Source organism: Roseibium sp. (genome assembly GCF_050301095.1).
Classification (GTDB): Bacteria; Pseudomonadota; Alphaproteobacteria; order Rhizobiales; family Stappiaceae; genus Roseibium.
The window spans coordinates 42,474-63,868 of record NZ_JBNKYW010000040.1 but is presented as its reverse complement, the minus strand read 5'-3'; the positions used below and the strand labels follow the sequence as shown (position 1 = coordinate 63,868).

The following is a 21,395-nucleotide window of genomic DNA, read 5'->3' as shown; positions in this document are numbered from 1 at the left end:
CGGCGGCGAGCCCATTTGGCGATGCGCGCGATGACACGCAGCGCCGCTGAGAACGTTTAAAGAGGGAGCCCAAAATGGCTGCTACCGAAGCACATGCGGCACATGACCATCCGACCGGATGGCGCAGGTGGGTCTATTCGACCAACCACAAAGACATCGGCCTGTTGTATCTATTCTTTGCGATCTTTGCCGGGATCGTGGGCGGCGCGCTCAGCGTCGGCATGCGGATGGAACTTCAGGAACCGGGAATGCAGATCTTCGGTGATGCGCACCTGTTCAACGTGTTCACCACCGCACACGGCCTTATCATGATCTTCTTCATGGTCATGCCGGCCATGATTGGCGGTTACGCCAACTTCTTCGTGCCGATCATGATCGGTGCGCCGGACATGGCGTTCCCGCGGATGAACAACATCTCCTTCTGGCTGCTGCCGCCGGCTTTCCTGCTGCTGCTGCTTTCGCTCTTCGTTGAAGGGCCTCCGGGAGGAAACGGCGTCGGTGGTGGCTGGACGATCTATCCGCCGCTCTCCACGTCCGGACAGCCCGGCCCGGCAATGGATCTGGCAATCCTGTCCCTGCACATCGCGGGTGCCTCGTCGATCCTCGGTGCGATCAACTTCATCACGACCATCTTCAACATGCGTGCCCCCGGCATGACCATGCACAAGATGCCGCTGTTTGCCTGGTCCGTGCTCATCACCGCGTTCCTGCTGCTGCTGTCCCTGCCGGTTCTGGCAGGCGCCATCACCATGCTTCTGACGGACCGTAACTTCGGTACCACCTTCTTCGATCCGTCCGGCGGCGGCGACCCGATCCTGTTCCAGCACCTGTTCTGGTTCTTCGGTCACCCGGAAGTGTACATCCTGATCCTGCCGGGCTTCGGCATCATCAGCCACATCATTTCCACCTTCTCCCGCAAGCCGATCTTCGGTTACCTGGGCATGGCCTACGCCATGGTCGCCATCGGCGTCGTCGGCTTCATCGTGTGGGCGCACCACATGTACACCGTCGGCATGTCCTCCGAGACCCAGGCCTACTTCGTTGCGGCCACCATGGTGATCGCAGTTCCGACCGGCGTGAAGATCTTCTCCTGGATTGCCACCATGTGGGGCGGTTCCATCGAGTTCCGGACGCCGATGGTGTGGGCGATCGGCTTCATCTTCCTGTTCACCGTCGGCGGTGTGACGGGTGTGCAGCTCGCCAACGCCGGTCTCGACCGCGCGTTCCACGACACCTACTACGTTGTGGCTCACTTCCACTACGTTCTGTCGCTGGGCGCCGTGTTCGCGATCTTCGCTGCCTGGTATTACTGGTTCCCGAAGATGTTCGGCTACATGTACAACGAGACGATCGGCAAGGCTCACTTCTGGATCACCTTCGTTGGCGTGAACCTGGTGTTCTTCCCGCAGCACTTCCTGGGCCTGAACGGCATGCCGCGCCGCTATGTCGACTACCCCGATGCGCTGGCCGGCTGGAACTACGTTTCCTCCATCGGCTCCTACATCTCGGCCTTTGCGGTCCTGGTGTTCATCTTCGGAATCGTCGAAGCCTTCTCCAAGAAGCGCGTTGTCGGCAACAACCCGTGGGGTGAAGGAGCAACGACGCTGGAATGGACGCTGCCGTCTCCGCCGCCGTTCCACCAGTTCGAAACCCTGCCGCGCATCAAGTGATCCGCGGCGGAGGGGTCCGGCCCTCCGGCCAAAATTCGCACCGCGCCGGTTTCCGGCGCGGTGCGCACTCGAAAACAGACTGTCGGAGCTTTGAGCTCAAGCGCGTGTCGAATGCGCGAGACAGATAAAGAATTCAAAGGACGCGCCCATGTCGCTCGTTGAGCGCCAGGATATGATGGACCAGGACACCGCCGTCTGGAACGGCGGAATGGGATCGGTGAGCGACTTCGTGGCGCTCCTGAAACCGCGTGTGATGTCGCTGGTGATCTTCACCGCCTTTGTCGGCCTTATGCTGGCGCCCGGATCCCTGCATCCGGTGCTGGGCGCGGTCGCGATCCTGTGTATCGCCATCGGAGCGGGGGCGTCCGGCGCCCTGAACATGTGGTATGACGCCGACATCGACGAGGTCATGTCGCGCACCAAAAAACGCCCGATCCCGGCCGGAAAGATCACCCCGGACGAGGCGCTTGCATTCGGCATCACCCTGTCCGTCGGCTCCGTGGTCACCCTCGGGCTCGTGGTCAACTGGTTCGCCGGGGCGTTCCTGGCCTTCACCATCTTCTTCTATGTGATCGTCTATACGATGTGGCTAAAGCGCTCGACGCCGCAGAACATCGTCATCGGCGGCGCGGCCGGCGCATTCCCGCCCATGGTCGGCTGGGCAGCGGTCACAGGCGGAGTCAGCCTGGAAAGCTTCGTGCTGTTCGGGATCATCTTCATGTGGACCCCGCCGCATTTCTGGGCACTGGCACTGGTGAAGAACGGCGACTACAAGGCCGCAAAGATCCCGATGCTGCCGGTGGTGGCAGGTGAAACAACCACGCGCCATCATATCCTGGCTTATTCGATCCTGCTTGCGCCGGTCGGCGTGGCCCCGTTCCTGCTCGGTTTCGCAAGCCCGGTTTACGGGGTTGCCTCCGCGGTCCTCGGCCTGATCTTCGTGGGCCTGTCGGCCGACGTCTGGCGCAAGCGCGAAGGCGATCCGGCAAAGGCCGCCTGCTGGCGCCTGTTCAAGTTCTCCATCTTCTATCTGTTCATGCTGTTCGCCCTGCTTCTGGGCGAAAGCCTGCTGGCGGGAGCCTGAGGCCATGGTTGAAGAAGACAAGGGCATCACACTGACGGAAGAGCAGAAGAAGAAACGCCGGTCGCGTTCGCTCGCGATTGCCGCCGTGCTCGGCGCATTGGTCGTGCTCTTCTATGTCGTCACCATCATCAAGCTCGGGCCCGGCGTCCTGAACCGGCCGCTGTGAGGAGACGATCGTGAGCAACGCAAGGAACACGCAGGAACTGTCGAAAAGCAACCGCAAGGTCGCTGTCGTCTGCGCCAGTGTGTTCGTCTGCATGATCGGCGCGGCTTATGCTGCCGTGCCGCTTTATAACCTGTTTTGCAGCGTGACCGGTTTCGGGGGGACGACTCAGGTCGCCGAGGCCGCCAGCGATGTTGTCATCGACCGGACAATCACCGTCCGCTTCGACGGCAATGTGAACCATGAGCTGTCCTGGAAGTTCAAACCGGGGCAGCGCTCGGTAACGATGAGGATGGGCGAGACGGCCCAAATTCATTACGAGGCAACCAACACCGGTTCGAAGACGACCGTGGGCACGTCCACATTCAACGTGTCGCCGCCGACGGCCGGTATCTATTTCAACAAGCTGGAATGCTTCTGTTTTACCGAACAGGCGCTGAAAGCCGGTGAAAGCGTAGAAATGCCGGTCGTCTTTTTCGTCGACCCGGACATGGACAAGGATCCCGAACTGAAACACGTGAAGGAAATCACCTTGTCCTACACCTTCTTCCCGGTTGAACAACCGGAACGACCTGTTGCAGCCCGGGCGGAAAAGCCCGAAGCTGAAACGAAACTGTAAGTGATTGGCGCGAAATCCGCGCTTGAGATGACTGTCTTTGGGGAGCTTGCCGATGGCTGAGGCACATACCAAAAACCACGATTACCACCTGGTGGATCCGAGCCCGTGGCCTTTTCTTGGGTCCATCGGTGCATTCGTTATGGCGATTGGAGCCATCGGCTTCATGAAAGCCGCGCAGGACAAGGAATTTGTCCTCTTCGGCATGGATCTGACGGGCTGGGGCCTGTTCGCGATCGGTCTTCTGGTCGTTCTTTACGTGATGTTCGGCTGGTGGCGTGACACCATCCGTGAAGCACACACCGGTTACCACACGCGCGTCGTTTCCCTGCATCTGCGCTACGGCATGCTGCTGTTCATTGCTTCCGAAGTGATGTTCTTCGTCGCCTGGTTCTGGGCCTATTTCGATGCGTCCCTGTTCACCGGCGAAGCGATCCAGTTCGCACGCGTTGAGGCCACCGGCGGCCACTGGCCCCCGGAAGGCATCGAAACCTTCGATCCGTGGCACCTGCCGCTGCTCAACACGCTGATCCTGCTGTGCTCCGGCACCACGGTCACCTGGGCACACCACGCCCTGCTGCACGATGACCGTGAAGGCCTGAAATGGGGCCTGACGCTGACCGTGATCCTGGGAGTGCTTTTCACCATCTGCCAGGCCTACGAGTATGCTCACGCGGCCTTTGATTTCGGTGGCAACATCTACGGCGCGACCTTCTTCATGGCGACCGGCTTCCATGGTTTCCACGTCATCGTCGGAACCATCTTCCTGCTCGTCTGCCTGCTGCGCGCACTGGCCGGCCACTTCTCGCCGAAGCAGCATTTCGGCTTCGAGGCGGCTGCCTGGTACTGGCACTTCGTTGACGTTGTCTGGCTGTTCCTGTTCGTCTCCATCTACATCTGGGGCGCAGGCACACCCGCCGCCCACTAAGGCACGGCCAAAGGTTACCGATTGCGCCCGGTCCCCTGACGGATCGGGCGCTTTCGTTTCATCAGCCCCTCAGGAGGCAGGACATGGAAGACAAGGCTCATTTTCCCCCGGTCAATCCGGTTCCGGCAGGACTCTCCGGTAAATGCCCGCGCTGCGGTCAGGGAAAGCTGTTCGACGGGTTCCTGAGCGTGAAGAAGTCCTGCATGGCCTGCGGGCTGGACTATTCCTTTGCCGACAGCGGCGACGGGCCTGCGGTCTTCGTTATCATGATCGTCGGTTTCATCGTCGTCGGGCTGGTCCTGTTTGTGGAGCTGAGCTACCAGCCGCCGATCTGGGTGCATCTTGTCCTGTGGCTGCCGCTGACCGTCATTCTGTCGGCCGCGGTCTTGCGACCGCTGAAGGGGTTGATGATCGCCCTCCAGTTCCGGCACAAGGCCGAGGAAGGCCGTTTGGACGACGGCCAGGGAAGCTGACGGGCCGCCGTTTGCTCCAGACTGGTCTCCAAAAGGAAATTCCGCCTGCCCATGAACCCGATTCGCAAACTCCTGATTCCGATGATCGCCGCGGGGGCGGCGTTGTTCGTACTGTTGAACCTCGGTTTCTGGCAGCTCGACCGCCTGGCCTGGAAGGAACGGCTAATTGCCCAGGTGGAAGAGGGGATCACAAAAGAACCGGTTGCGGCGCCCGTGCCTTCCCAGTGGAAGGAAATCTCCGCAGCGGACGACTACAGGCGCGTCAGGGTGCGCGGAAGATTTCTTGAAGGAGCGGCTTTCTATTATGTCGCCCTGACAAAGCCGACCGGCGACTATGGCGGACCGGGGGTCTTCGCCTATGCGCCCTTCAGGACCGAAGAGGGTTGGACAGTGCTCCTCAACCGCGGTTTCCTTCCCCAGGACCTGCCCGAGGATAGGCGTGGCCGGGCCCTCGTTCCGCCGGAAGGAGAGATTGAGGTGACGGGTCTTCTGCGCCTCAGCGAAAAACCGAACTGGACGACACCTGAGCCCGATCTTGGCAAGAACCTCTGGTTCGCGCGCGACACGGAGGCCATGGGAGCGGCCCTTGGCCTGGACGCCAATGAACTGGCACCCTACAGCATCGACCTCGATGCGGATTTTACGCCGCCCGGCGGTCTGCCGGAGGCGGGGGAAACCATCGTTCGCTTCAAGAACGATCACCTGGGATATGCGCTGACATGGTTCGGACTGGCCGCAACCCTGATCGGGGTCTTCCTGACCTACGCGGCCAGTGTCCTGTGGCCCCGTAAACACTAACGGGTTTTCAGGGCCACAGAACAGGCCCTCTCAAGGGCCGCGTCTGGCGGTTGGAGAGTGTCGAAGCGCCGTCAGCCAAGCGCTTCGAGGATGGCGGCCGCTCCGGTTTTGGCGGTTCCGCCACCGGGTTCTTCAACAGCCTGGAACGTCACCACGCCGTCTTTCACGATCAAGGCAAAGCGTTGCGACCGGACGTGTCCGAAGATCGGAACCGGACCGAGGCCGAGACCCGCCGACTGCACGAATTCGGCCGCCGTATCAGCCAGGAACGTGATGTTGCCGGCAGGGTTGGTCGCTTGCTTCCAGGCGTCCATGACGAACACGTCGTTGACGGAGACCACGGCGATTTCATCGACGCCTTTGTCCTTCAGCGTTTCCGCGTGCTCGACAAATCCCGGCAGATGGTTCTGGTGGCAGGTCGGGGTGAAGGCGCCTGGGACGCCGAAAAGCACGACGGTCTTGCCATCCGTCAGATCGCCCGTTGTCATTTCGGCCGGACCGTCAGCGGTCATGGTCTTGAACGTTGCCTCCGGGAGGCGGTCTCCAACCTTGAGTGTCATTCATTTCTTCCTTTTATGCCGGCTGTGGAGTCAGCCGGACCAATGAGCAGCAATTGCCAAGTGGCGGCCGTTGAAAGCAAATTCAAGACTCGCCAGCAAGTTCGGGGATATACGTTATTTCAGCCAGCTTGGATCAATGGTGACAAGGCGCACCACGGCCTTACCATTTGCCGCAAGGACGAGCCGGAGCTGGTCGTCGTCTTCCGCGACCGCCAGTCCCTTGAGCGGCAGCCGCCAGACGGCCCGACCGCCGTCGTTTCGATCGAGTTCGGGAAGGCCGATGTAGGATGGTCCCGGGGCAGCGGCAAAAAGATCGGGAGTGGTGTTTTCCGGCGCTTCCGTCTCGATAACCAGGCTTCCGCCGTTGCCGGACAGGGTTACCGTCCCGATGCTCAGCCCGCCGGTCTCGCCGCTTGTCGGAACCATGGCAAGATCGCGGGCAATGAGCCTGGCTGCCAGCTCGTCCGTCTCGCCTTGCGGTTCAAGGGGCAGCGACAGGGAAGCGTCCGCAGGAATGCAGATTTCCTTGCAGATGCCGAAGAACACGTCGAGCGAGAGCAAAACGCCCTTTTCCGGTGCTTCCGGCGTGACCTTCATCGGCAGGATGATGCCGTCGTAATAGACGATCGACTTTGTGAAACCGTCATCGTACCGCTGCGGAACCGGGTAGAGAATCTCCGTTTGGCCGAGGTTCACCGACCCGGGAAAGGAAATCTGCGGGGGAATGCCTGCTTCGCCCGGATAGCGCCAGTACGTGTGCCAGCCCGGCTCCAGGAGAAATTCGAGACCGGCAAGGTATTTCCCGCTTTCCAGCGGGCCGGTTGCAACGAGGCGGACGGCGCCGCCCTGAACCTCCACCCAGTCCGTCGTGGCGGCACGGGCAGGAGAGGAAATCGCGATAAGCGCAAGGGAGAGGAAAAGAGCAACTCGTTTCATGGCAACCGTGCTACACGAGTTTGGCCCGCACGTCACCGGCGGGAAACGGCGCGTCCGGTCATAACCTCGTGACCGCAGGGTGAGAAGTGAACCGGCTCTCCCGAACTGCCATTAACAAACCTCATCAAAGGGGCTATGCTTTTTTTCCCGGAGGCACAGGGCGCCACACAAGAGCGAGGTACGCATGGCCGGAACCGAAGCAACAGACTCCCTCGAAGGCCAGTTTCTGATTGCTATGCCGAGCATGGCCGACAGCCGGTTCGAACACTCCGTCATCTATGTGTGCTCTCATTCAGACCAGGGCGCGATGGGGCTGGTGGTGAACCAGGTTGCCCGCCACCTTTCCCTTGAAGACCTCCTCATCCAACTCGATATCGTCAACGATGACGACGCGATCCGGCTGCCGGACAGTATTCGTGGCATGAACGTTCACAAGGGCGGTCCGGTGGAGGTTGAGCGCGGGTTCGTGCTGCACAGCAACGATTTCATGCTCACCCAGTCGACGCTGGAGATCGGCAACGGCATCTGCCTCACGGCAACGCTTGAAATCCTGCGGGCGCTTGCCCAGGGTGTCGGGCCGTCGCATGCGATGCTGGCACTCGGTTACGCCGGCTGGGCGCCGGGGCAGCTGGAAAACGAGATCCAGGCCAATGGCTGGCTGACTGCGCCAGCCGATCCGGACATCCTGTTCGACCCGGATTCGGAATCGAAGTGGCACCGCGCGCTCGGCGCACTGGGAATCGATCCGGCAATGCTCTATTCCGACGCAGGGCACGCCTGACCCCGATTGCCATTTTCCGCCTGTTTCTGTCCGGCCATGGTCATTGATTTCGCCAAAAGCGACTTGCGCTTGAATGTTATGGCGCGTAAGTCGCATCAATGGCATGGTTTGTTTCAAATTCGCCGGGTTTCAAGTAGGCTGGAGGTTCGACTGGCCGGCCTGGACCGAGGACACCCGCGCTTGCGGTCACGTTCATGGTCAGGGCCATGAAAGGCGGCCGGCTCCAAGGCGAGGCGGACCGGAAGCAGCTGACGGAACACGGAATTGCTGAAAGGTGAAGAAGGGGAAGTGACGCAGTGAAATACAGCAGTACGCGCGGCGAGGCGCCAGTCCTGGAATTTTCCGATGTCCTGCTGCAGGGTCTTGCGCGCGACGGCGGACTTTATCTTCCCGAAAGCTGGCCGCAATTCGATGCCGATACCATCGCGTCCTTTGCGGGCAAGCCATATGCGGAAGTCGCTTTCACGGTCATCAGGCCTTTCATCGGCGACGCCATTCCGGAAGCGGACCTGAAATCCATGATTGACGATGCCTATGCCGGTTTCCGGCATCCGGCCGTCACGCCTCTGGTCCAGACAGGCTCCAATACCTTCATTCTCGAGCTGTTCCACGGCCCGACGCTGGCCTTCAAGGATGTGGCCATGCAGCTGCTCGGCCGGATGATGGACTACGTTCTGGCCGAGCGCGGCCTCAGGGCGACCATCGTCGGTGCGACGTCCGGTGATACCGGCGGTGCGGCGATCGAAGCGTTCCGGGGCCGTGAACGGACCGACATTTTCGTATTGTTCCCGGACGGACGGGTTTCCGACGTCCAGCGGCGCCAGATGACGACGCCGTCGGAGGACAACGTCCATGCGCTTGCATTGACCGGGAATTTCGACGATTGCCAGGCCATCATCAAGGGCATGTTCAACCACTTCGCCTTCCGCGACCGGGTGGCGCTGTCCGGCGTCAACTCGATCAACTGGGCGCGCATCGTGGCGCAGATCGTCTATTATTTCGTGGCGGGCGCCGCGCTCGGCGCGCCGCACCGGAAGATCTCCTTCACCGTGCCCACCGGCAACTTCGGCGACATTTTCGCCGGTTATGCGGCGATGAAAATGGGACTGCCGGTCGAAAAGCTTGTCGTGGCCACGAATGTGAACGACATCCTCACACGCACGCTGGAAACGGGGCGTTATGAGAAGCGGGGCGTCACGCCGACAATTTCCCCGTCGATGGATATCCAGGTCTCGTCGAACTTCGAACGGCTTCTCGCCGAGGTGTGCGGCAGGGACGGCGAGGCGGTTCGCCGGATGATGAACCAGCTCGGCCAGTCCGGCAGCTTCACCATCGAGGCGGCGCCATACGAGGAAATCCGGGCCAGCTTTGGCGCCGGCCGTTGCAACGAAGAGGAAACAGCGGCGACCATCGCAAGGGTCTGGAAGGACGCAGGCTATCTTCTGGACCCGCATACCGCGATCGGCGTGCATGTCGCGAAGGATCACGACGACGGGTCGACCCCGATGGTGGTCCTGGGCACCGCGCATCCGGCCAAATTTCCGGATGCGGTTGAAAAAGCCGCTGGCGTGCGGCCGCAATTGCCTGAATACTTGAAAGAAATGATGACTGCGGAGGAGCGCCAGCAGGTTCTGGCGGCAGAACAGGACGTGGTGGAGCGATTCATCGAAGACCACGCCCGAGCCGTCACCGCTGGGGTGTGACTATATGGATGTAAAAACAACTGTGCTCGATAACGGGATGACGGTCGTCACCGACCGGATGCCGAGTTTGAAAACCGCGGCTCTGGGGGTGTGGGTGCGAACGGGATCGCGGGCGGAGACCGTCGATCAGAACGGCATCACCCATCTTCTGGAGCATATGGCCTTCAAGGGCACCGAAACCCGCAGTGCACGCGGCATCGCCGAGGAAATCGAGGCCGTGGGCGGGGAGCTGAATGCTTCCACCAGCATCGAGCACACCAACTACTATGCCCGGATCCTGGCCGAAGACGTGCCGCTGGCTGTCGACCTCCTGGCGGACATCCTGAAAAACTCGACCTTCGATGCGCAGGAGCTGGCCCGCGAGCAGCATGTGATCCTTCAGGAAATCGGCGCGGCAAACGATTCCCCCGACGATCAGGCCTTTGACCTGTTCCAGCAGACCGCCTGGCCGGACCAGGCGATCGGACGCCCGATCCTCGGTACACCGGAAACGGTTCAGGGGTTCAACCGGGATGTGCTCAACACCTATCTGGCGGAGCGTTACCGGGCTCCCGACATGGTGCTGGCGGCGGCCGGTGCTGTCGACCATGATGAAATCGTGGCTCTGGCGAGGGACAAATTCGGCGGTTTCGAAAGTGAGGCGGCCGCTCCGGAAACGGCTGCCCGGTACCGCGGCGGCGAAATCCTGCGCGACAAGGAACTGATGGAGGCCCAGGTCCTGATCGGCTTCGAAGGCCGACCGTACAAGTCGCCGGACTACTACGCGATCCAGATCCTGGCCTCGGTTCTGGGCGGAGGCATGTCCTCGCGCCTGTTCCAGGAAATCCGCGAAAAGCACGGTCTGTGCTACGCCATCTACAGTTTCCACTGGGCGTTTTCCGACACGGGCCTGTTCGGCCTTCACGCGGCGACCAGCCACGAGGACCTCGGTGCGCTCATGCCGATGATCGTGGACGAACTTCTGGCCGCCGCCGGCACCATCACCGAAGAAGAAGTCGCGCGCTCGCGTGCCCAGATCCGGGCAGGTCTCATGATGGCGCTGGAGAGCCCGGCGGCCCGCGCCGGTCAGATCGCACGGCAGATTCTCGTCCACGGGCGCGTTCTGGCGCCGGACGAAATCTCAGACAAGATCGAGGCGGTTACCGCAGCCGACATCAGGCGGGTCGCGCAGGAGACCTTCATCGGCACCACTCCGACCCTGACCGCCATCGGTCCGGTGAAGGGCATCATGACCGCAAGCGAACTGGCAGAACGCTTGCAGCAGGGGCCGGCCCTGCGGGCAGCGTCCATGTAGGCAAGCGGGAGCGGGGGCATGTCGCTGCTACGTCCGGGATATTCACCAGATGCCGAACTGCTGATCGAAGCGGGCGGCTATTACCTGCGCCCGCCGATCATGTCCGATTTCAAGTCATGGGCGGGCCTCAGGGAGGAAAGCCGCTCCTTTCTGAAGCCGTGGGAGCCCCTGTGGCCGTCGGACGATCTGACCAAGACCGGCTTCCGCCGCCGCCTGCGCCGCTACGCAAGGGACCGCAAGGAAGGCCGCAGCCTGTCGTTTCTTCTGTTCAGTGCGAGAACGGATCAGATCCTCGGCGGTCTGACCTTGAGCAACATCCGCCGGGGTGTCAGTCAGACTGCGACACTTGGCTACTGGATGGGGCAGCGATATGCGGGAAAAGGGCACATGTCCGCCGCGGTCGCCATGATCTTGCCGTTTTGTTTCGACGTGTTGCACCTTCACCGCGTTGAGGCAGCCTGCCTGCCTACCAACACGCCATCCATTCGACTGCTCGAAAACGCCGGTTTCCACAAGGAAGGCTACGCGCGCAACTATCTGTTGATCAACGGCAGCTGGCAGGATCACCTGCTGTTTGCCTGTCTGGCGGAAGATCATGCGGCGCGTCCTCAAAAAGTGGCTCCCAGTGTCGAGGGTATCTTGAAAGAATTCTTGTGACATGCTTCGCAACCCGGTAGTTCTTCGCCCCATGTCGATTTTTTTGCCGGGCTCCACAAACAACGTTTTCAAATACCTCGTTGTTGCTCTTTGTCTGATCGTGTCGACCCTGTCGGTCTTGCCCGCACAGGCCCTAGAACCCATTCCCGTGCCGATTGATATCGAGGCGCTGGACATCACCGCGTCTATCGATCTCCACAGGGATGCGGGCGCCCGCCTGCAGGTTTCCACCGCACCGGGTGCGGACGGCATCGTGCGCAGGATCGAAGTGCCCTCGCGCGATGGCTCCAATACCAATTGGGCCGTGTTTGCCCTGGCCAACACAAGCGACGAACAGATCGACCGTCTTATCGTGGCGCCGAACTACAAGCTGGCCGGGTCGGACCTTTTCTGGCCGGATCTCGGGTCTTCGCGCATCGCGGCCATCACGCCCAGCCAGGGCATAGCCCCGGAACGCCAGAAAAGCATGGAGGCTGATGTTTTTCTGGTGACGCTCGACCCGGGCTCCATCGTGACCTTCGTCGCCGAGCTGACGACGCCGAACCTGCCGGAAATCAGGTTGTGGGAACCGGATGTCTACGAGGAAACGGTCAACGCCTACACCCTTTACCGCGGAATCATTCTGGGCATCTCCGGCCTTTTGGCCCTGTTCCTGACGATCCTGTTTGTGGTCAAGGGCACCGTCATGTTTCCGGCAACGGCGGCTCTTGCCTGGTCGGTTCTGGCGTATCTGTGCATCGATTTCGGTTTCTGGGGGATGGTGTTCAATCAGGACGGCGGCGGCAGCCAGCTGGCGCGGGCCAGCGCCGAGGTGATGCTCGCGGCCAGCCTGATCATCTTCCTCTACGCCTATCTCAACCTGAACCGCTGGAACATCCATTATTCCCATCTGGCGCTGACCACGCTGATCCTCATCCTGGGGCTGCTGGGGGTCGCGGTCTGGGACCCGTCCATCGCGGCGGGTATCGCGAGGCTCTCGCTTGGTGTCATCGGCGTTCTGGGGTTCCTGACCATCGCCGTCCTGGCCTATCAGCACTATGATCGCGCGATCCTGCTGATTCCGACTTGGTGCCTGCTGATTGCCTGGCTGATTGGCGCCGGCATGACCATCACTAGTGTCCTGTCCAACGATATCGTTCAGCCGGCGCTCGGCGGAGGGCTGGTGCTGATCGTGCTTCTGATCGGCTTCACGGTCATGCAGCATGCCTTCGCGGGCGGTGCCATCGCGCAAGGGTTGATCTCGGATGTGGAGCGCAAGGCGCTTGCGCTGACCGGCTCCGGCGACATCATCTGGGACTGGGATGTCGATCGTGACCGTGTGTTCACCGGCAACGAGGTCGAGGACCTGCTCAATCTCAAACGCGGCACGCTTGACGGCGCGGCGCGGGAGTGGCTGGAGATCCTGCACCCGCAGGACCGGGACCGGTTCCGGGCAACGCTCGATGCGGTGATCGACCAGCGGCGCGGCAAGATCGTCCAGACCTTCCGCCTGAGATCCGAAGACGGGCATTTCCGCTGGTTCCGGTTGCGCGCCCGCCCGATCATCGGCTCCGACGGCGAGGTGATCCGCTGCGTCGGAACCTTGCTTGACGTGACCGAGGAGCGCACCGCAGAGGAACGGCTGTTGCACGATGCCGTTCACGACAACCTGACGGGGCTGCCGAACCGCGAACTCTTTGTCGACCGTCTTCGTACCAGCGTGGTGCGTTCGAAGGCGGAGGAAACCACCAAACCAACCGTTCTGGTGCTCAATCTCGACCGGTTCAAGCAGGTCAACGACAGCATCGGCCTGTCCGCCGGCGACAGCATCCTGCTCACCGTGGCGCGCCGTCTCGGCCGGCTGATCGGCCAGCAAGATACCCTGGGTCGCCTGTCGGGCGACCAGTACGGTCTGATGTTGCTGTCCGAACAGGAACCGGACCGGATCGTCGCGCTGGCCGATGCGCTCCGGAAGGCGGTGCGCGCGCCGATTACCTTCAGCGACCGGGAAATCTTCCTGACCTGTTCGGTCGGGATTGCTTTCTTCGAGGGCGGCAAGCAGGGCGTGGAGGACATGCTCACCAATGCGGAGATTGCCCTGAACCACGCCAAGCGGCTTGGCGGAGACCGTCAGGAAGTGTACCGCCCGATCCTGAGGCCGCTCGGCAAGAACATCGTCGATCTGGAAGCAGATCTGCGCGAGGCGATCAAGAAGGAGACGCTTGGCGTTTTCTTCCAGCCGATCATCCGGCTGGAGGATCAGTCGGTCGCAGGCTTCGAGGTGCTTGCACGCTGGAACCACGCCAAACGCGGCAAGATTGCACCGTCCGAGTTCATTCCCGTGGCCGAACAATCCGGCCTCATCAACGAACTCGGCATGTATATGCTCGACAAGGGCGCTCAGCAGCTCGCCTTCTGGCAACGGGAGTTCCCGATGCCGCGACCGCTCTTTGCCTCGGTGAACCTGTCGTCCCGCCAGCTTCTGAAACAGGACCTGATCAACGACGTGAAAGCGGTTCTCTCGCGTACGTCTCTCGAACCAGGCACGCTGAAACTGGAATTGACCGAGTCGCTCGTGATGTCCAATCCGGAATATTCCGCCAAGGTGCTTGAGCGGCTGAAGGGACTTGGTGCAGGCCTGTCCCTCGACGACTTCGGCACCGGCCATTCCTCGCTGTCCTACCTGCAGCGGTTCCCCTTCGACACGATCAAGATCGACCAGTCCTTCGTGAAGCCCAACGGCTCCGCCGCCCGCCCCGTGCTGCTGCGCACGATCGTCGCGATGGGCCACGACCTCGGCATGTCGGTGGTTGCAGAGGGTGCGGAAAGCGAGACGGATGCGCTGGAGCTCTATCAGCTCGGCTGCGAATTCGCGCAAGGGTTCTATTTCGGTGAGGCGGTGGCCTCCGCCGAAGCGACCAAGATCCTGCGTAAAATGCCGGCACAGGCCGAACCGGCACAATAGGAAACGCTCTTGCGGGGAGCGGTGGGCTCCTCGCAAGAGGCGAACCCTTTTTCTCATGTGGCGAAAATCATGACCGGTCCGCGCGCGGTTGCCCTAGGGCACCAGCACCGGCACCGTCTTGTCCGATTGCCGGATATCGAGGGGCGTTGCTCCGAAGGGGTCGCCGTCAACCTGTGCGGCAACCGGACTTTCCGCTTCGATGGTGGCCGTCCGGAACGGCTTGACGAATGCGCCGCGGGCCTTGTGGATCCGGCCGGACATGAGCGCAAGGCCGAAGCGTAAGGACGACAAGGGGTCGTCCTTTTCCAGAACCAGCATGTGGAGTCCGGCGTCCGTCACCCCTCCGGGGCAGATGGTAAAGGGGCCGCCGTAGTGCTGCGCGTTGCTGGCAACGGCGAGCTTTCCGGTGGCCGTCACACCGTCCAGGCAGACCTTGAGGGTGGGGCCCTTGCGTGTCAGTCCGGTCCTGAAGGCGGTGATCACATAGGCAAGTTTGCCGAGCCGGCGCTTGAGCGCAAGTGGAACCGCATGGACGACTTCCGCATCGAAGCCGGCCGATGCCATCAGGACGAAGGGTCTGCCGTTTGCGAGGCCGTAATGCAGCTGTTCGATCTTCTGGTTCGAAATCATGTCGGCGATGGCGGCTGCCTTGCGGGGCAGGCCCAGTTCCAGCGCCAGGACATTCGCGGTGCCGAACGGAATGACCGCAAGTTGCGGCGGGGCCGGATGGTTCTGGAAGCCGGTCAGGGCCTCGTTGATCGAGCCGTCTCCGCCCGCGATGACGACCGTCTTGACGGGCAGCTTGGGATCGGAGCAGACCTCGCCGATCTCGCCGGCATGGCGGGTCAGACGGATTTCGACCTGCCAGCCCTTATCTTCCAGACGCGTTCGCACGCCATCCAGGACGTCCGGTCTGTAGCCGCCGGACGTCGGATTGGCCAGGATCAGCGCGGAGCCTGACAGATCAGGCTGCATCTTGCGCCGCGACGCCGGGGAGGCCCCTGAGAATGTCGTCACGCAAACTCCCTCATGCCTTCAGGTCGCTTCAAGCGCCGTTCTTGTAGGGGGCCATGCCGCCGCGTGCCAGCTCGTCCGCACGTTCGTTGTCCGGATGGCCTGCGTGGCCCTTGACCCAGTGCCAGGTTACGTCGTGGCGTTCCCTGGCCGCATCGAGCGCCTGCCAGAGATCGGCATTCTTGACCGGCTTGTTCGTGGATGTGCGCCAGTTCTTGCGCTTCCAGCCGGCCAGCCATTCCTTGATACCGCTACGCACATATGTGCTGTCGGTGTAGAGATCGATTGCACAGGGGCGCTTGAGGGCTTTCAGCGCCTCGATGGCAGCCGTCAGTTCCATGCGGTTGTTGGTGGTTTCGGCCTCCCCGCCGCTCAGTTCCTTTTCGTGCTCGCCGAAACGCAGGATCACGCCCCAGCCGCCGGGGCCCGGATTGCCGGAGCAGGCGCCGTCCGTGTAGATCGTGACGCGGTTTTCATTGTTCATCGGGCCAGCCCATATGCTTCCGCGCTCTCGACCGACTGGTGGAAGCGGAGCTTCTTCAAGTATTCCAGCGGGTCCTTCGGCGTAACCAGCGCACCTTCGGGCACGCTCAGCCAATCGTAGAGCCTGGTCAGCAGGAACCTCAGGGCTGCCCCCCTGCACAGGATCGGCAGGGCCGCAAATTCGGCTGCGTTCAGCGGACGCACCGCCGTATAGCCTTTCAGAAGGGCGCGGGCCTTGGTCACGTTGAACGAACCGTCGAGCTCGAAGCACCAGGCATTCAGGCAGATGGCAATATCATAGGCAAAGGCGTCGTTGCAGGCGAAATAGAAGTCGATCAACCCGGAAAGCTCGCCGCCGAGAAAGAACACGTTGTCGGGAAAGAGATCCGCATGGATCACGCCGCTCGGCAGACCTGCCGGCCAGTTGGCTTCGAGATGGTCGAGTTCGCGGGAGATCTCCGCGCCAAGCCCCGGCTGGACGGTGTCGCTGCGGTCTCCGCATTGCTCGAAAAGCGGCCGCCAGCCGCTGACGTCAAGCGCATTCTTGCGATGCCCTTCGTAGTCCCGTCCGTCGAGATGGAGTTCTGCCATGGCCTTGCCGAGTTCGCCGCAATGGCCGACCTGCGGACGTTTGACCCACATGCCTTCCAGAAAGGTGACGAGCGCGGCCGGCCGTCCGGCAAGGGTGCCGAGCAGCTTGCCGTCTTTTGAAGGCACCGGCGTCGGGCAGGACAGGCCCTTGGCCGCCAGATGTTCCAGCAGATTGAGGAAATAGGGAAGATCGTCCGGGTTCACGCGCTTCTCGTACAGCGTGAGGATAAAGGACGCCTTGTCGGTATGGACCAGGAAGTTGCTGTTTTCGACACCTTCGGCGATGCCCTTGAAGGACAGCAGGCGCCCGACATCATAGCTGCCGATGAAGGTATTGAGTTCCTCATCGGTGACTTCGGTGTAAACGGCCATGGGCTTATCCGCTTACCGCTTGGGCCGGGGAAATCATGTCCCTCAGCTCGCGCGGCAGATTGAAGGAAATCGTTTCTTCCGCGGTCCGGACCGTTTCGACGGTGACATCGAACCGACCGGCAAAAGAATTGATGATTTCCTCTACCAGAGTTTCCGGGGCGGACGCACCGGCCGTCAGGCCGAGGGTGCGAATGCCTTCGAAATCCGGCCAGCTGATGTCGTTCGCGCGCTGGATCAGCACGGCTGTCTTGCAGCCGGCGCGCTCTGCCACTTCCCTCAGGCGCTGCGAATTCGACGAATTCGGTGCACCGACAACGATCATTGCATCCACGAGCGGTGCGACGTGCTTCACGGCTTCCTGACGATTCGTCGTGGCGTAGCAGATGTCTTCCTTGTGGGGGGCGGCGATTTCCGGAAAACGGTCCTGAAGGACGGCGACAATACCCGCCGTGTCGTCCACAGACAGGGTCGTCTGGGTGATATAGGCGAGCGGCTTGTCCGACTTCGGGGTGAAGCGCCGGGCATCGTCCTCGGTTTCGATCAGGGTAACGGTGCCCTCCGGCAGCTGGCCCATGGTGCCGATGACTTCCGGATGGCCGGCGTGGCCGATCAGCAGGATTTCGCGGCCGCGGCGGAAATGGATTTCAGCTTCCTTGTGCACCTTGGAGACAAGCGGGCAGGTGGCGTCCAGATAGAACATCCTGCGCGACTCGGCGTCTTCGGGAACGGATTTCGGCACGCCATGGGCAGAGAAGATCACGGGCCGGTCCGCGTCAGCGGCCGGAATTTCCTCAAGCTCCTCGACGAACACGGCGCCCTTGGCCTTCAGGCCGTCCACGACAAACTTGTTGTGAACGATTTCGTGGCGCACGTAGACGGGGCTGCCGTATTTCGCCAGCGCAAGTTCCACGATCTGAATGGCCCGGTCCACACCGGCGCAAAACCCGCGCGGGGCGCACAAGTGAATGGTCAGGGGCGGCTTGGAGATTGCTGTTTCGGTCATGATCCGCTTTCGGGCAGTCCTTAATGGCGGCAATAAGGGCTTGAGGGGGCGTCATGTCAAGGGAGCTGCACCCGCAGCACACCATTTCGATCACATTGCGCGGGCAGGAATACTGGTCCTCAACAAGCCTCGCCAAGGGGCAAAGCACCTGCTATGAAGCCTCGCCGGGTTTTGTTGCATTCAAATGGATAGAAGATGATCAGTGCTTTTCAGGCTGTAACCGACAGGAAGCTCAGGACTTTTTTTGCAGTTGGCGTGTGTGCCCTTGCTCTTGCCGGATGCGGAGGCGGAGCAGACAGCGTTGCCGGAAAGATCATCTCCGGCGGTCAGAAGCCGATTGAAATCTCGCCGGAGACTTTCGCACCTCCCGTTTCCTGTCCGCCGTTGCAGCTGAAAAGCAACACCTACCTGATCATGAAATACGCCCGCGGCAAGCAAGACGATCCTGACGCGCTCCTCTACCAGGCGACCGTTGAGGACTGGGCCGTGACCTGTACCGAGGAGGCTGGCGGCGGCCGGCGCATGAAACTCGGCTTTTCCGGTGACGTGACACCGGGACCTGCGTGGAAAGGCGGTGAGGTCGCGCTTCCGCTACGCGTTGCGATCACTCCGGGCGAGGAAGCGAAACCGCTGACTTCGGAAGTTCTGAAGATTCCTGTCACGATGGCGGAGGGCGCTCCGAGCCAGAAATGGACCCTGATCGAGGAGAAGTTCACCATCCCGGCAGGCGCGAGCGTCAAGGTGGTCTTCGGATTTGACGAGGGCCGCCGCCGGTAATTCGGAACAATGTGTGCGGCTCGGTTCATTTTGCACCGTGAATTTTGCGGGGGCCGCACGTCGCATATTGACAAGATTATGTCCGCCTCGCACAATCGCGCCTAAATCAGGGTCGTCCCCTGGTTGGCGCCGCAAGGCGCCAAAGCTTATGCGGGAGAGGCCGGGTGAAAGGATCCCGGCGCCGAAGGAGCAACCGCCCCGGAAACTCTCAGGCTAAAGGACCGCATAGGCGACAACGCTCTGGAAAGCAGTGCTCCGCGCAGACGGATATGCGGACTGCTCACCGAAGGAGTAACCAAGGGAGCCTCCGGCTCCTGCGGGAAATCTCTCAGGTACTCGGACAGAGGGGGTGCAGACGGACCGGATCCTTGCGGGATGGTTCGGGACTGCGCAACCCTTAAGACGAGGACCGTTCATGGCGGATAGCGTTGCAGATAGCGATCTGAAACAAACGCCTCTTCACGACCTACATGTGGAACTGGGTGCACGCATGGTGCCGTTTGCCGGCTATTCCATGCCGGTGCAATACAAGGCCGGCATCATGGCCGAACACCAGCAGACCCGCACGAAGGCCGGACTTTTCGATGTTTCCCATATGGGACAGGCTGTGCTGAACGGCCCGGACCATGAAACCACCGCACGCGCGCTGGAAGCACTGACCCCCTCCAATTTCGTCGAACTCGGCCGAGGCCGCCAGCGCTACACCGTTCTGTTGAACGACGAAGGCGGCATCATCGACGACCTGATGGTCACTCGCCCCATTTCCGAAGCGGATGACGGCAAGCTGATGCTGGTGGTCAATGCCGCGCGCAAGGATGTCGACTACGCCCATTTCCGCGCGAGACTTCCGGACAACGTGACGCTGGACGTGATCGAGGACCGGGCACTGATCGCCGTGCAGGGCCCCGAGGCCGTTGCCGCCGTTGCCGCGCACGCTCCTGAAGCTGCCGAACTGGCCTTCATGTCCGGTGCGCCGATGGAATTCGACGGCATCGCCTGCCATGTGTCCCGTGCCGGTTATACCGGCGAGGACGGTGTCGAGATGTCCGTCCCGGCGGGCGCCGCGGACGCAATTGCCCGGGCCCTTCTTGCCGACGACCGGGTGGAGGCGATCGGCCTCGGTGCCCGCGACAGCCTGCGCCTTGAAGCCGGGCTGTGCCTTTACGGACATGACATCGACGAGACCACTTCACCGGTCGAAGGTGCCATTACTTTCTGCATGCAGAAGCGCCGCCGCGAAGAGGGCGGGTTCCCGGGTGCGGACCGTATCCAGGCAGAACTCAAGGATGGCCCCGGTCGCGTACGTGTCGGCCTGACCCTCGACGGCAAGGCGCCTGCCCGCGAGGGCGCCGAAATCGCCCTTCCCGATGGCGCGGTGATCGGCACCGTCACTTCCGGCGGCTTCGCACCGACGGTCGGAGCGCCGATTGCCATGGGTTATGTCCCGGCGGAACACGCCGCCATCGGCACCCAATTGGAACTGATCGTACGTGGGCGCCGTCTGTCGGCAACCGTTGCCGACATGCCCTTCGTGCCGAACCGCTATTACCGCAAACCCAAATCCTGACCTTTCCAAACGGACGCAAGATCATGACCACCTATTATTCCAAAGACCACGAATGGATTGCCGTTGAAGGCGATGTTGCCACCATCGGCATCACCTCCTACGCCCAGGAACAGCTCGGCGACGTCGTTTATGTCGAACTTCCGGAAGCCGGCAAGGAACTCGCCCAGGGCGACGAGGCCGCCGTCGTGGAATCGGTGAAGGCCGCCAGTGAAGTCTATGCACCGATCGACGGCGAAGTCGTCGAAGCCAACGATGCCCTGACGGACGAGCCGGCCAAGGTCAACGAAGATCCGGAAGGCGCCGCCTGGTTCCTGAAGATGAAGGTCGGCAATGCCGGTCAGCTCAGCGACCTGATGGACGAAGCCGGCTACAAGGCGTATCTGGAGACGCTCTGATCGATGGCGGGGCATCCCTTCGCGGCCGAGGTGGAATGGACGGTTGACGGCGATTTTGCCGGAAATGCCTATTCCCGGCAGCATGTCTGGCGTTTCGACGGCGGGCTTGAGATTGCTGCCAGTGCTTCACCGGCGATCGTGCCCCTGCCTTATTCCGCCGAGGCGGCTGTCGACCCGGAAGAAGCTTTCGTCGCTGCCCTGTCTTCGTGCCACATGATGTCCTTCCTGCATGTCGCTCGTCAGGCGAACATCAATGTCGCCGGTTACCGGGACGCTGCCCGGGGGGAATTGAACCGCGTGGCAAAAGGCCGGATGGCGATCACCAAAGTGGTGCTGCGGCCGGACATCACGCTTGTGGCGGAGAAGGATCCTGATCCGGTCCTTCTGGCCGGTCTCCATGAAAAGGCGCATGAAATCTGTTTCATCGCCAATTCGGTAAGCTGCGAGGTTGTGGTGGAGCCCGGACCGCTCCGCCTGGTCGCGCCGTGAATTTTCGATCGGGCCGCGCGAGTGGCGTGGCCGGATCCAATATCGTGGACGGTGTCCAAATCTCTCCACCGTCATCCCGGACGGCGCACAAGCGCCG

At 61.7% G+C, this 21,395-nt stretch carries 22 protein-coding genes and 1 riboswitch; of the genes, 16 read left to right on the top strand and 6 right to left on the bottom strand.

The annotated features are described in order from the left end of the window. Window positions 1-74: 74 nt before the first annotated feature. The 7 genes from ctaD to ACQY7U_RS02990 all read left to right on the top strand — a co-directional run bounded on the left by ctaD (window position 75) and on the right by ACQY7U_RS02990 (window position 5,732). On the top strand, window positions 75-1,670 hold the full coding sequence (gene ctaD / locus ACQY7U_RS03020; protein ID WP_428641809.1) for a cytochrome c oxidase subunit I: 1,596 nt from the start codon (window positions 75-77) through the stop codon (window positions 1,668-1,670). Between the two features lie 148 nt (window positions 1,671-1,818). Then, the gene (locus ACQY7U_RS03015) at window positions 1,819-2,754 is read left to right on the top strand and encodes a heme o synthase (RefSeq protein WP_428641807.1); all 936 of its coding nucleotides are present in this window, start codon (window positions 1,819-1,821) and stop codon (window positions 2,752-2,754) included. A 4-nt stretch (window positions 2,755-2,758) separates the two neighbouring features. Beyond that, window positions 2,759-2,920 carry a hypothetical protein gene (locus ACQY7U_RS03010; RefSeq protein WP_428641805.1) on the top strand — a complete coding sequence of 54 codons (162 nt, stop codon included), beginning with the start codon at window positions 2,759-2,761 and terminating at the stop codon, window positions 2,918-2,920. A 7-nt stretch (window positions 2,921-2,927) separates the two neighbouring features. Beyond that, window positions 2,928-3,536 (top strand): cytochrome c oxidase assembly protein, encoded by a 609-nt coding sequence (locus ACQY7U_RS03005; RefSeq protein ID WP_428641864.1) that lies wholly within the window; start codon window positions 2,928-2,930, stop codon window positions 3,534-3,536. Between the two features lie 52 nt (window positions 3,537-3,588). Next, the gene (locus tag ACQY7U_RS03000) at window positions 3,589-4,461 is read left to right on the top strand and encodes a cytochrome c oxidase subunit 3 (RefSeq protein WP_428641803.1); all 873 of its coding nucleotides are present in this window, start codon (window positions 3,589-3,591) and stop codon (window positions 4,459-4,461) included. A gap of 83 nt (window positions 4,462-4,544) precedes the next feature. After that, the gene (locus ACQY7U_RS02995; RefSeq protein ID WP_428641801.1) at window positions 4,545-4,934 is read left to right on the top strand and encodes a DUF983 domain-containing protein; all 390 of its coding nucleotides are present in this window, start codon (window positions 4,545-4,547) and stop codon (window positions 4,932-4,934) included. Window positions 4,935-4,985: 51 nt separating this feature from the next. Further along, on the top strand, window positions 4,986-5,732 hold the full coding sequence (locus tag ACQY7U_RS02990; protein WP_428641800.1) for an SURF1 family protein: 747 nt from the start codon (window positions 4,986-4,988) through the stop codon (window positions 5,730-5,732). A 71-nt stretch (window positions 5,733-5,803) separates the two neighbouring features. Here the strand turns inward: ACQY7U_RS02990 and ACQY7U_RS02985 are convergent, their stop codons facing one another. Next, on the bottom strand, window positions 5,804-6,292 hold the full coding sequence (locus ACQY7U_RS02985; protein WP_428641798.1) for a peroxiredoxin: 489 nt from the start codon (window positions 6,290-6,292) through the stop codon (window positions 5,804-5,806). A 114-nt stretch (window positions 6,293-6,406) separates the two neighbouring features. Further along, window positions 6,407-7,228: a protein-disulfide reductase DsbD domain-containing protein gene (locus ACQY7U_RS02980; protein ID WP_428641796.1), complete on the bottom strand. Its 822-nt coding sequence runs from the start codon at window positions 7,226-7,228 to the stop codon at window positions 6,407-6,409. 184 nt (window positions 7,229-7,412) lie between these two features. Between ACQY7U_RS02980 and ACQY7U_RS02975 the strand changes: the two genes are divergently transcribed. From ACQY7U_RS02975 to ACQY7U_RS02955, 5 genes are all read left to right on the top strand, one after another. Further along, a complete protein-coding gene (locus tag ACQY7U_RS02975) occupies window positions 7,413-8,009 on the top strand; it encodes a YqgE/AlgH family protein (RefSeq protein WP_428641794.1) in 597 nt (198 codons plus the stop codon). Between the two features lie 296 nt (window positions 8,010-8,305). Continuing rightward, window positions 8,306-9,712, top strand: a complete 1,407-nt coding sequence (gene thrC, locus ACQY7U_RS02970) for a threonine synthase (protein WP_428641792.1) — start codon at window positions 8,306-8,308, stop codon at window positions 9,710-9,712. A 4-nt stretch (window positions 9,713-9,716) separates the two neighbouring features. After that, window positions 9,717-11,006 (top strand): M16 family metallopeptidase, encoded by a 1,290-nt coding sequence (locus ACQY7U_RS02965; RefSeq protein WP_428641790.1) that lies wholly within the window; start codon window positions 9,717-9,719, stop codon window positions 11,004-11,006. Window positions 11,007-11,024: 18 nt separating this feature from the next. Then, window positions 11,025-11,663: a GNAT family N-acetyltransferase gene (locus ACQY7U_RS02960; RefSeq protein ID WP_428641788.1), complete on the top strand. Its 639-nt coding sequence runs from the start codon at window positions 11,025-11,027 to the stop codon at window positions 11,661-11,663. A 31-nt stretch (window positions 11,664-11,694) separates the two neighbouring features. Beyond that, window positions 11,695-14,607: an EAL domain-containing protein gene (locus ACQY7U_RS02955; protein WP_428641786.1), complete on the top strand. Its 2,913-nt coding sequence runs from the start codon at window positions 11,695-11,697 to the stop codon at window positions 14,605-14,607. A 93-nt stretch (window positions 14,608-14,700) separates the two neighbouring features. Here the strand turns inward: ACQY7U_RS02955 and ACQY7U_RS02950 are convergent, their stop codons facing one another. The 4 genes from ACQY7U_RS02950 to ispH are packed head-to-tail and all read right to left on the bottom strand — an operon-like array spanning window position 14,701 to window position 18,070. Further along, window positions 14,701-15,624: a diacylglycerol/lipid kinase family protein gene (locus tag ACQY7U_RS02950; RefSeq protein WP_428641784.1), complete on the bottom strand. Its 924-nt coding sequence runs from the start codon at window positions 15,622-15,624 to the stop codon at window positions 14,701-14,703. A gap of 28 nt (window positions 15,625-15,652) precedes the next feature. Next, window positions 15,653-16,105, bottom strand: a complete 453-nt coding sequence (rnhA, locus tag ACQY7U_RS02945; protein ID WP_428641781.1) for a ribonuclease HI — start codon at window positions 16,103-16,105, stop codon at window positions 15,653-15,655. Continuing rightward, window positions 16,102-17,067, bottom strand: a complete 966-nt coding sequence (locus ACQY7U_RS02940; RefSeq protein WP_428641778.1) for a homoserine kinase — start codon at window positions 17,065-17,067, stop codon at window positions 16,102-16,104. Before ACQY7U_RS02940 ends, rnhA begins: the two co-directional genes overlap by 4 nt. Window positions 17,068-17,071: 4 nt before the next feature. Then, window positions 17,072-18,070: a 4-hydroxy-3-methylbut-2-enyl diphosphate reductase gene (ispH, locus tag ACQY7U_RS02935; protein ID WP_428641775.1), complete on the bottom strand. Its 999-nt coding sequence runs from the start codon at window positions 18,068-18,070 to the stop codon at window positions 17,072-17,074. A 195-nt stretch (window positions 18,071-18,265) separates the two neighbouring features. Here ispH and ACQY7U_RS02930 point away from each other — a divergent pair, with 195 nt between their 5' ends. From ACQY7U_RS02930 to ACQY7U_RS02915, 4 genes are all read left to right on the top strand, one after another. Next, window positions 18,266-18,847 carry a hypothetical protein gene (locus tag ACQY7U_RS02930; RefSeq protein ID WP_428641773.1) on the top strand — a complete coding sequence of 194 codons (582 nt, stop codon included), beginning with the start codon at window positions 18,266-18,268 and terminating at the stop codon, window positions 18,845-18,847. 141 nt (window positions 18,848-18,988) lie between these two features. Next, window positions 18,989-19,081, top strand: a riboswitch (glycine riboswitch). A 181-nt stretch (window positions 19,082-19,262) separates the two neighbouring features. Beyond that, entirely contained in the window at window positions 19,263-20,414 is a 1,152-nt protein-coding gene (gene gcvT, locus ACQY7U_RS02925) for a glycine cleavage system aminomethyltransferase GcvT (protein ID WP_428641771.1), read from the top strand. 23 nt (window positions 20,415-20,437) lie between these two features. After that, on the top strand, window positions 20,438-20,809 hold the full coding sequence (gene gcvH / locus ACQY7U_RS02920; protein WP_428641769.1) for a glycine cleavage system protein GcvH: 372 nt from the start codon (window positions 20,438-20,440) through the stop codon (window positions 20,807-20,809). A gap of 3 nt (window positions 20,810-20,812) precedes the next feature. Then, a complete protein-coding gene (locus ACQY7U_RS02915) occupies window positions 20,813-21,298 on the top strand; it encodes an OsmC family protein (protein ID WP_428641767.1) in 486 nt (161 codons plus the stop codon). The last annotated feature ends 97 nt before the right edge of the window (window positions 21,299-21,395 follow it).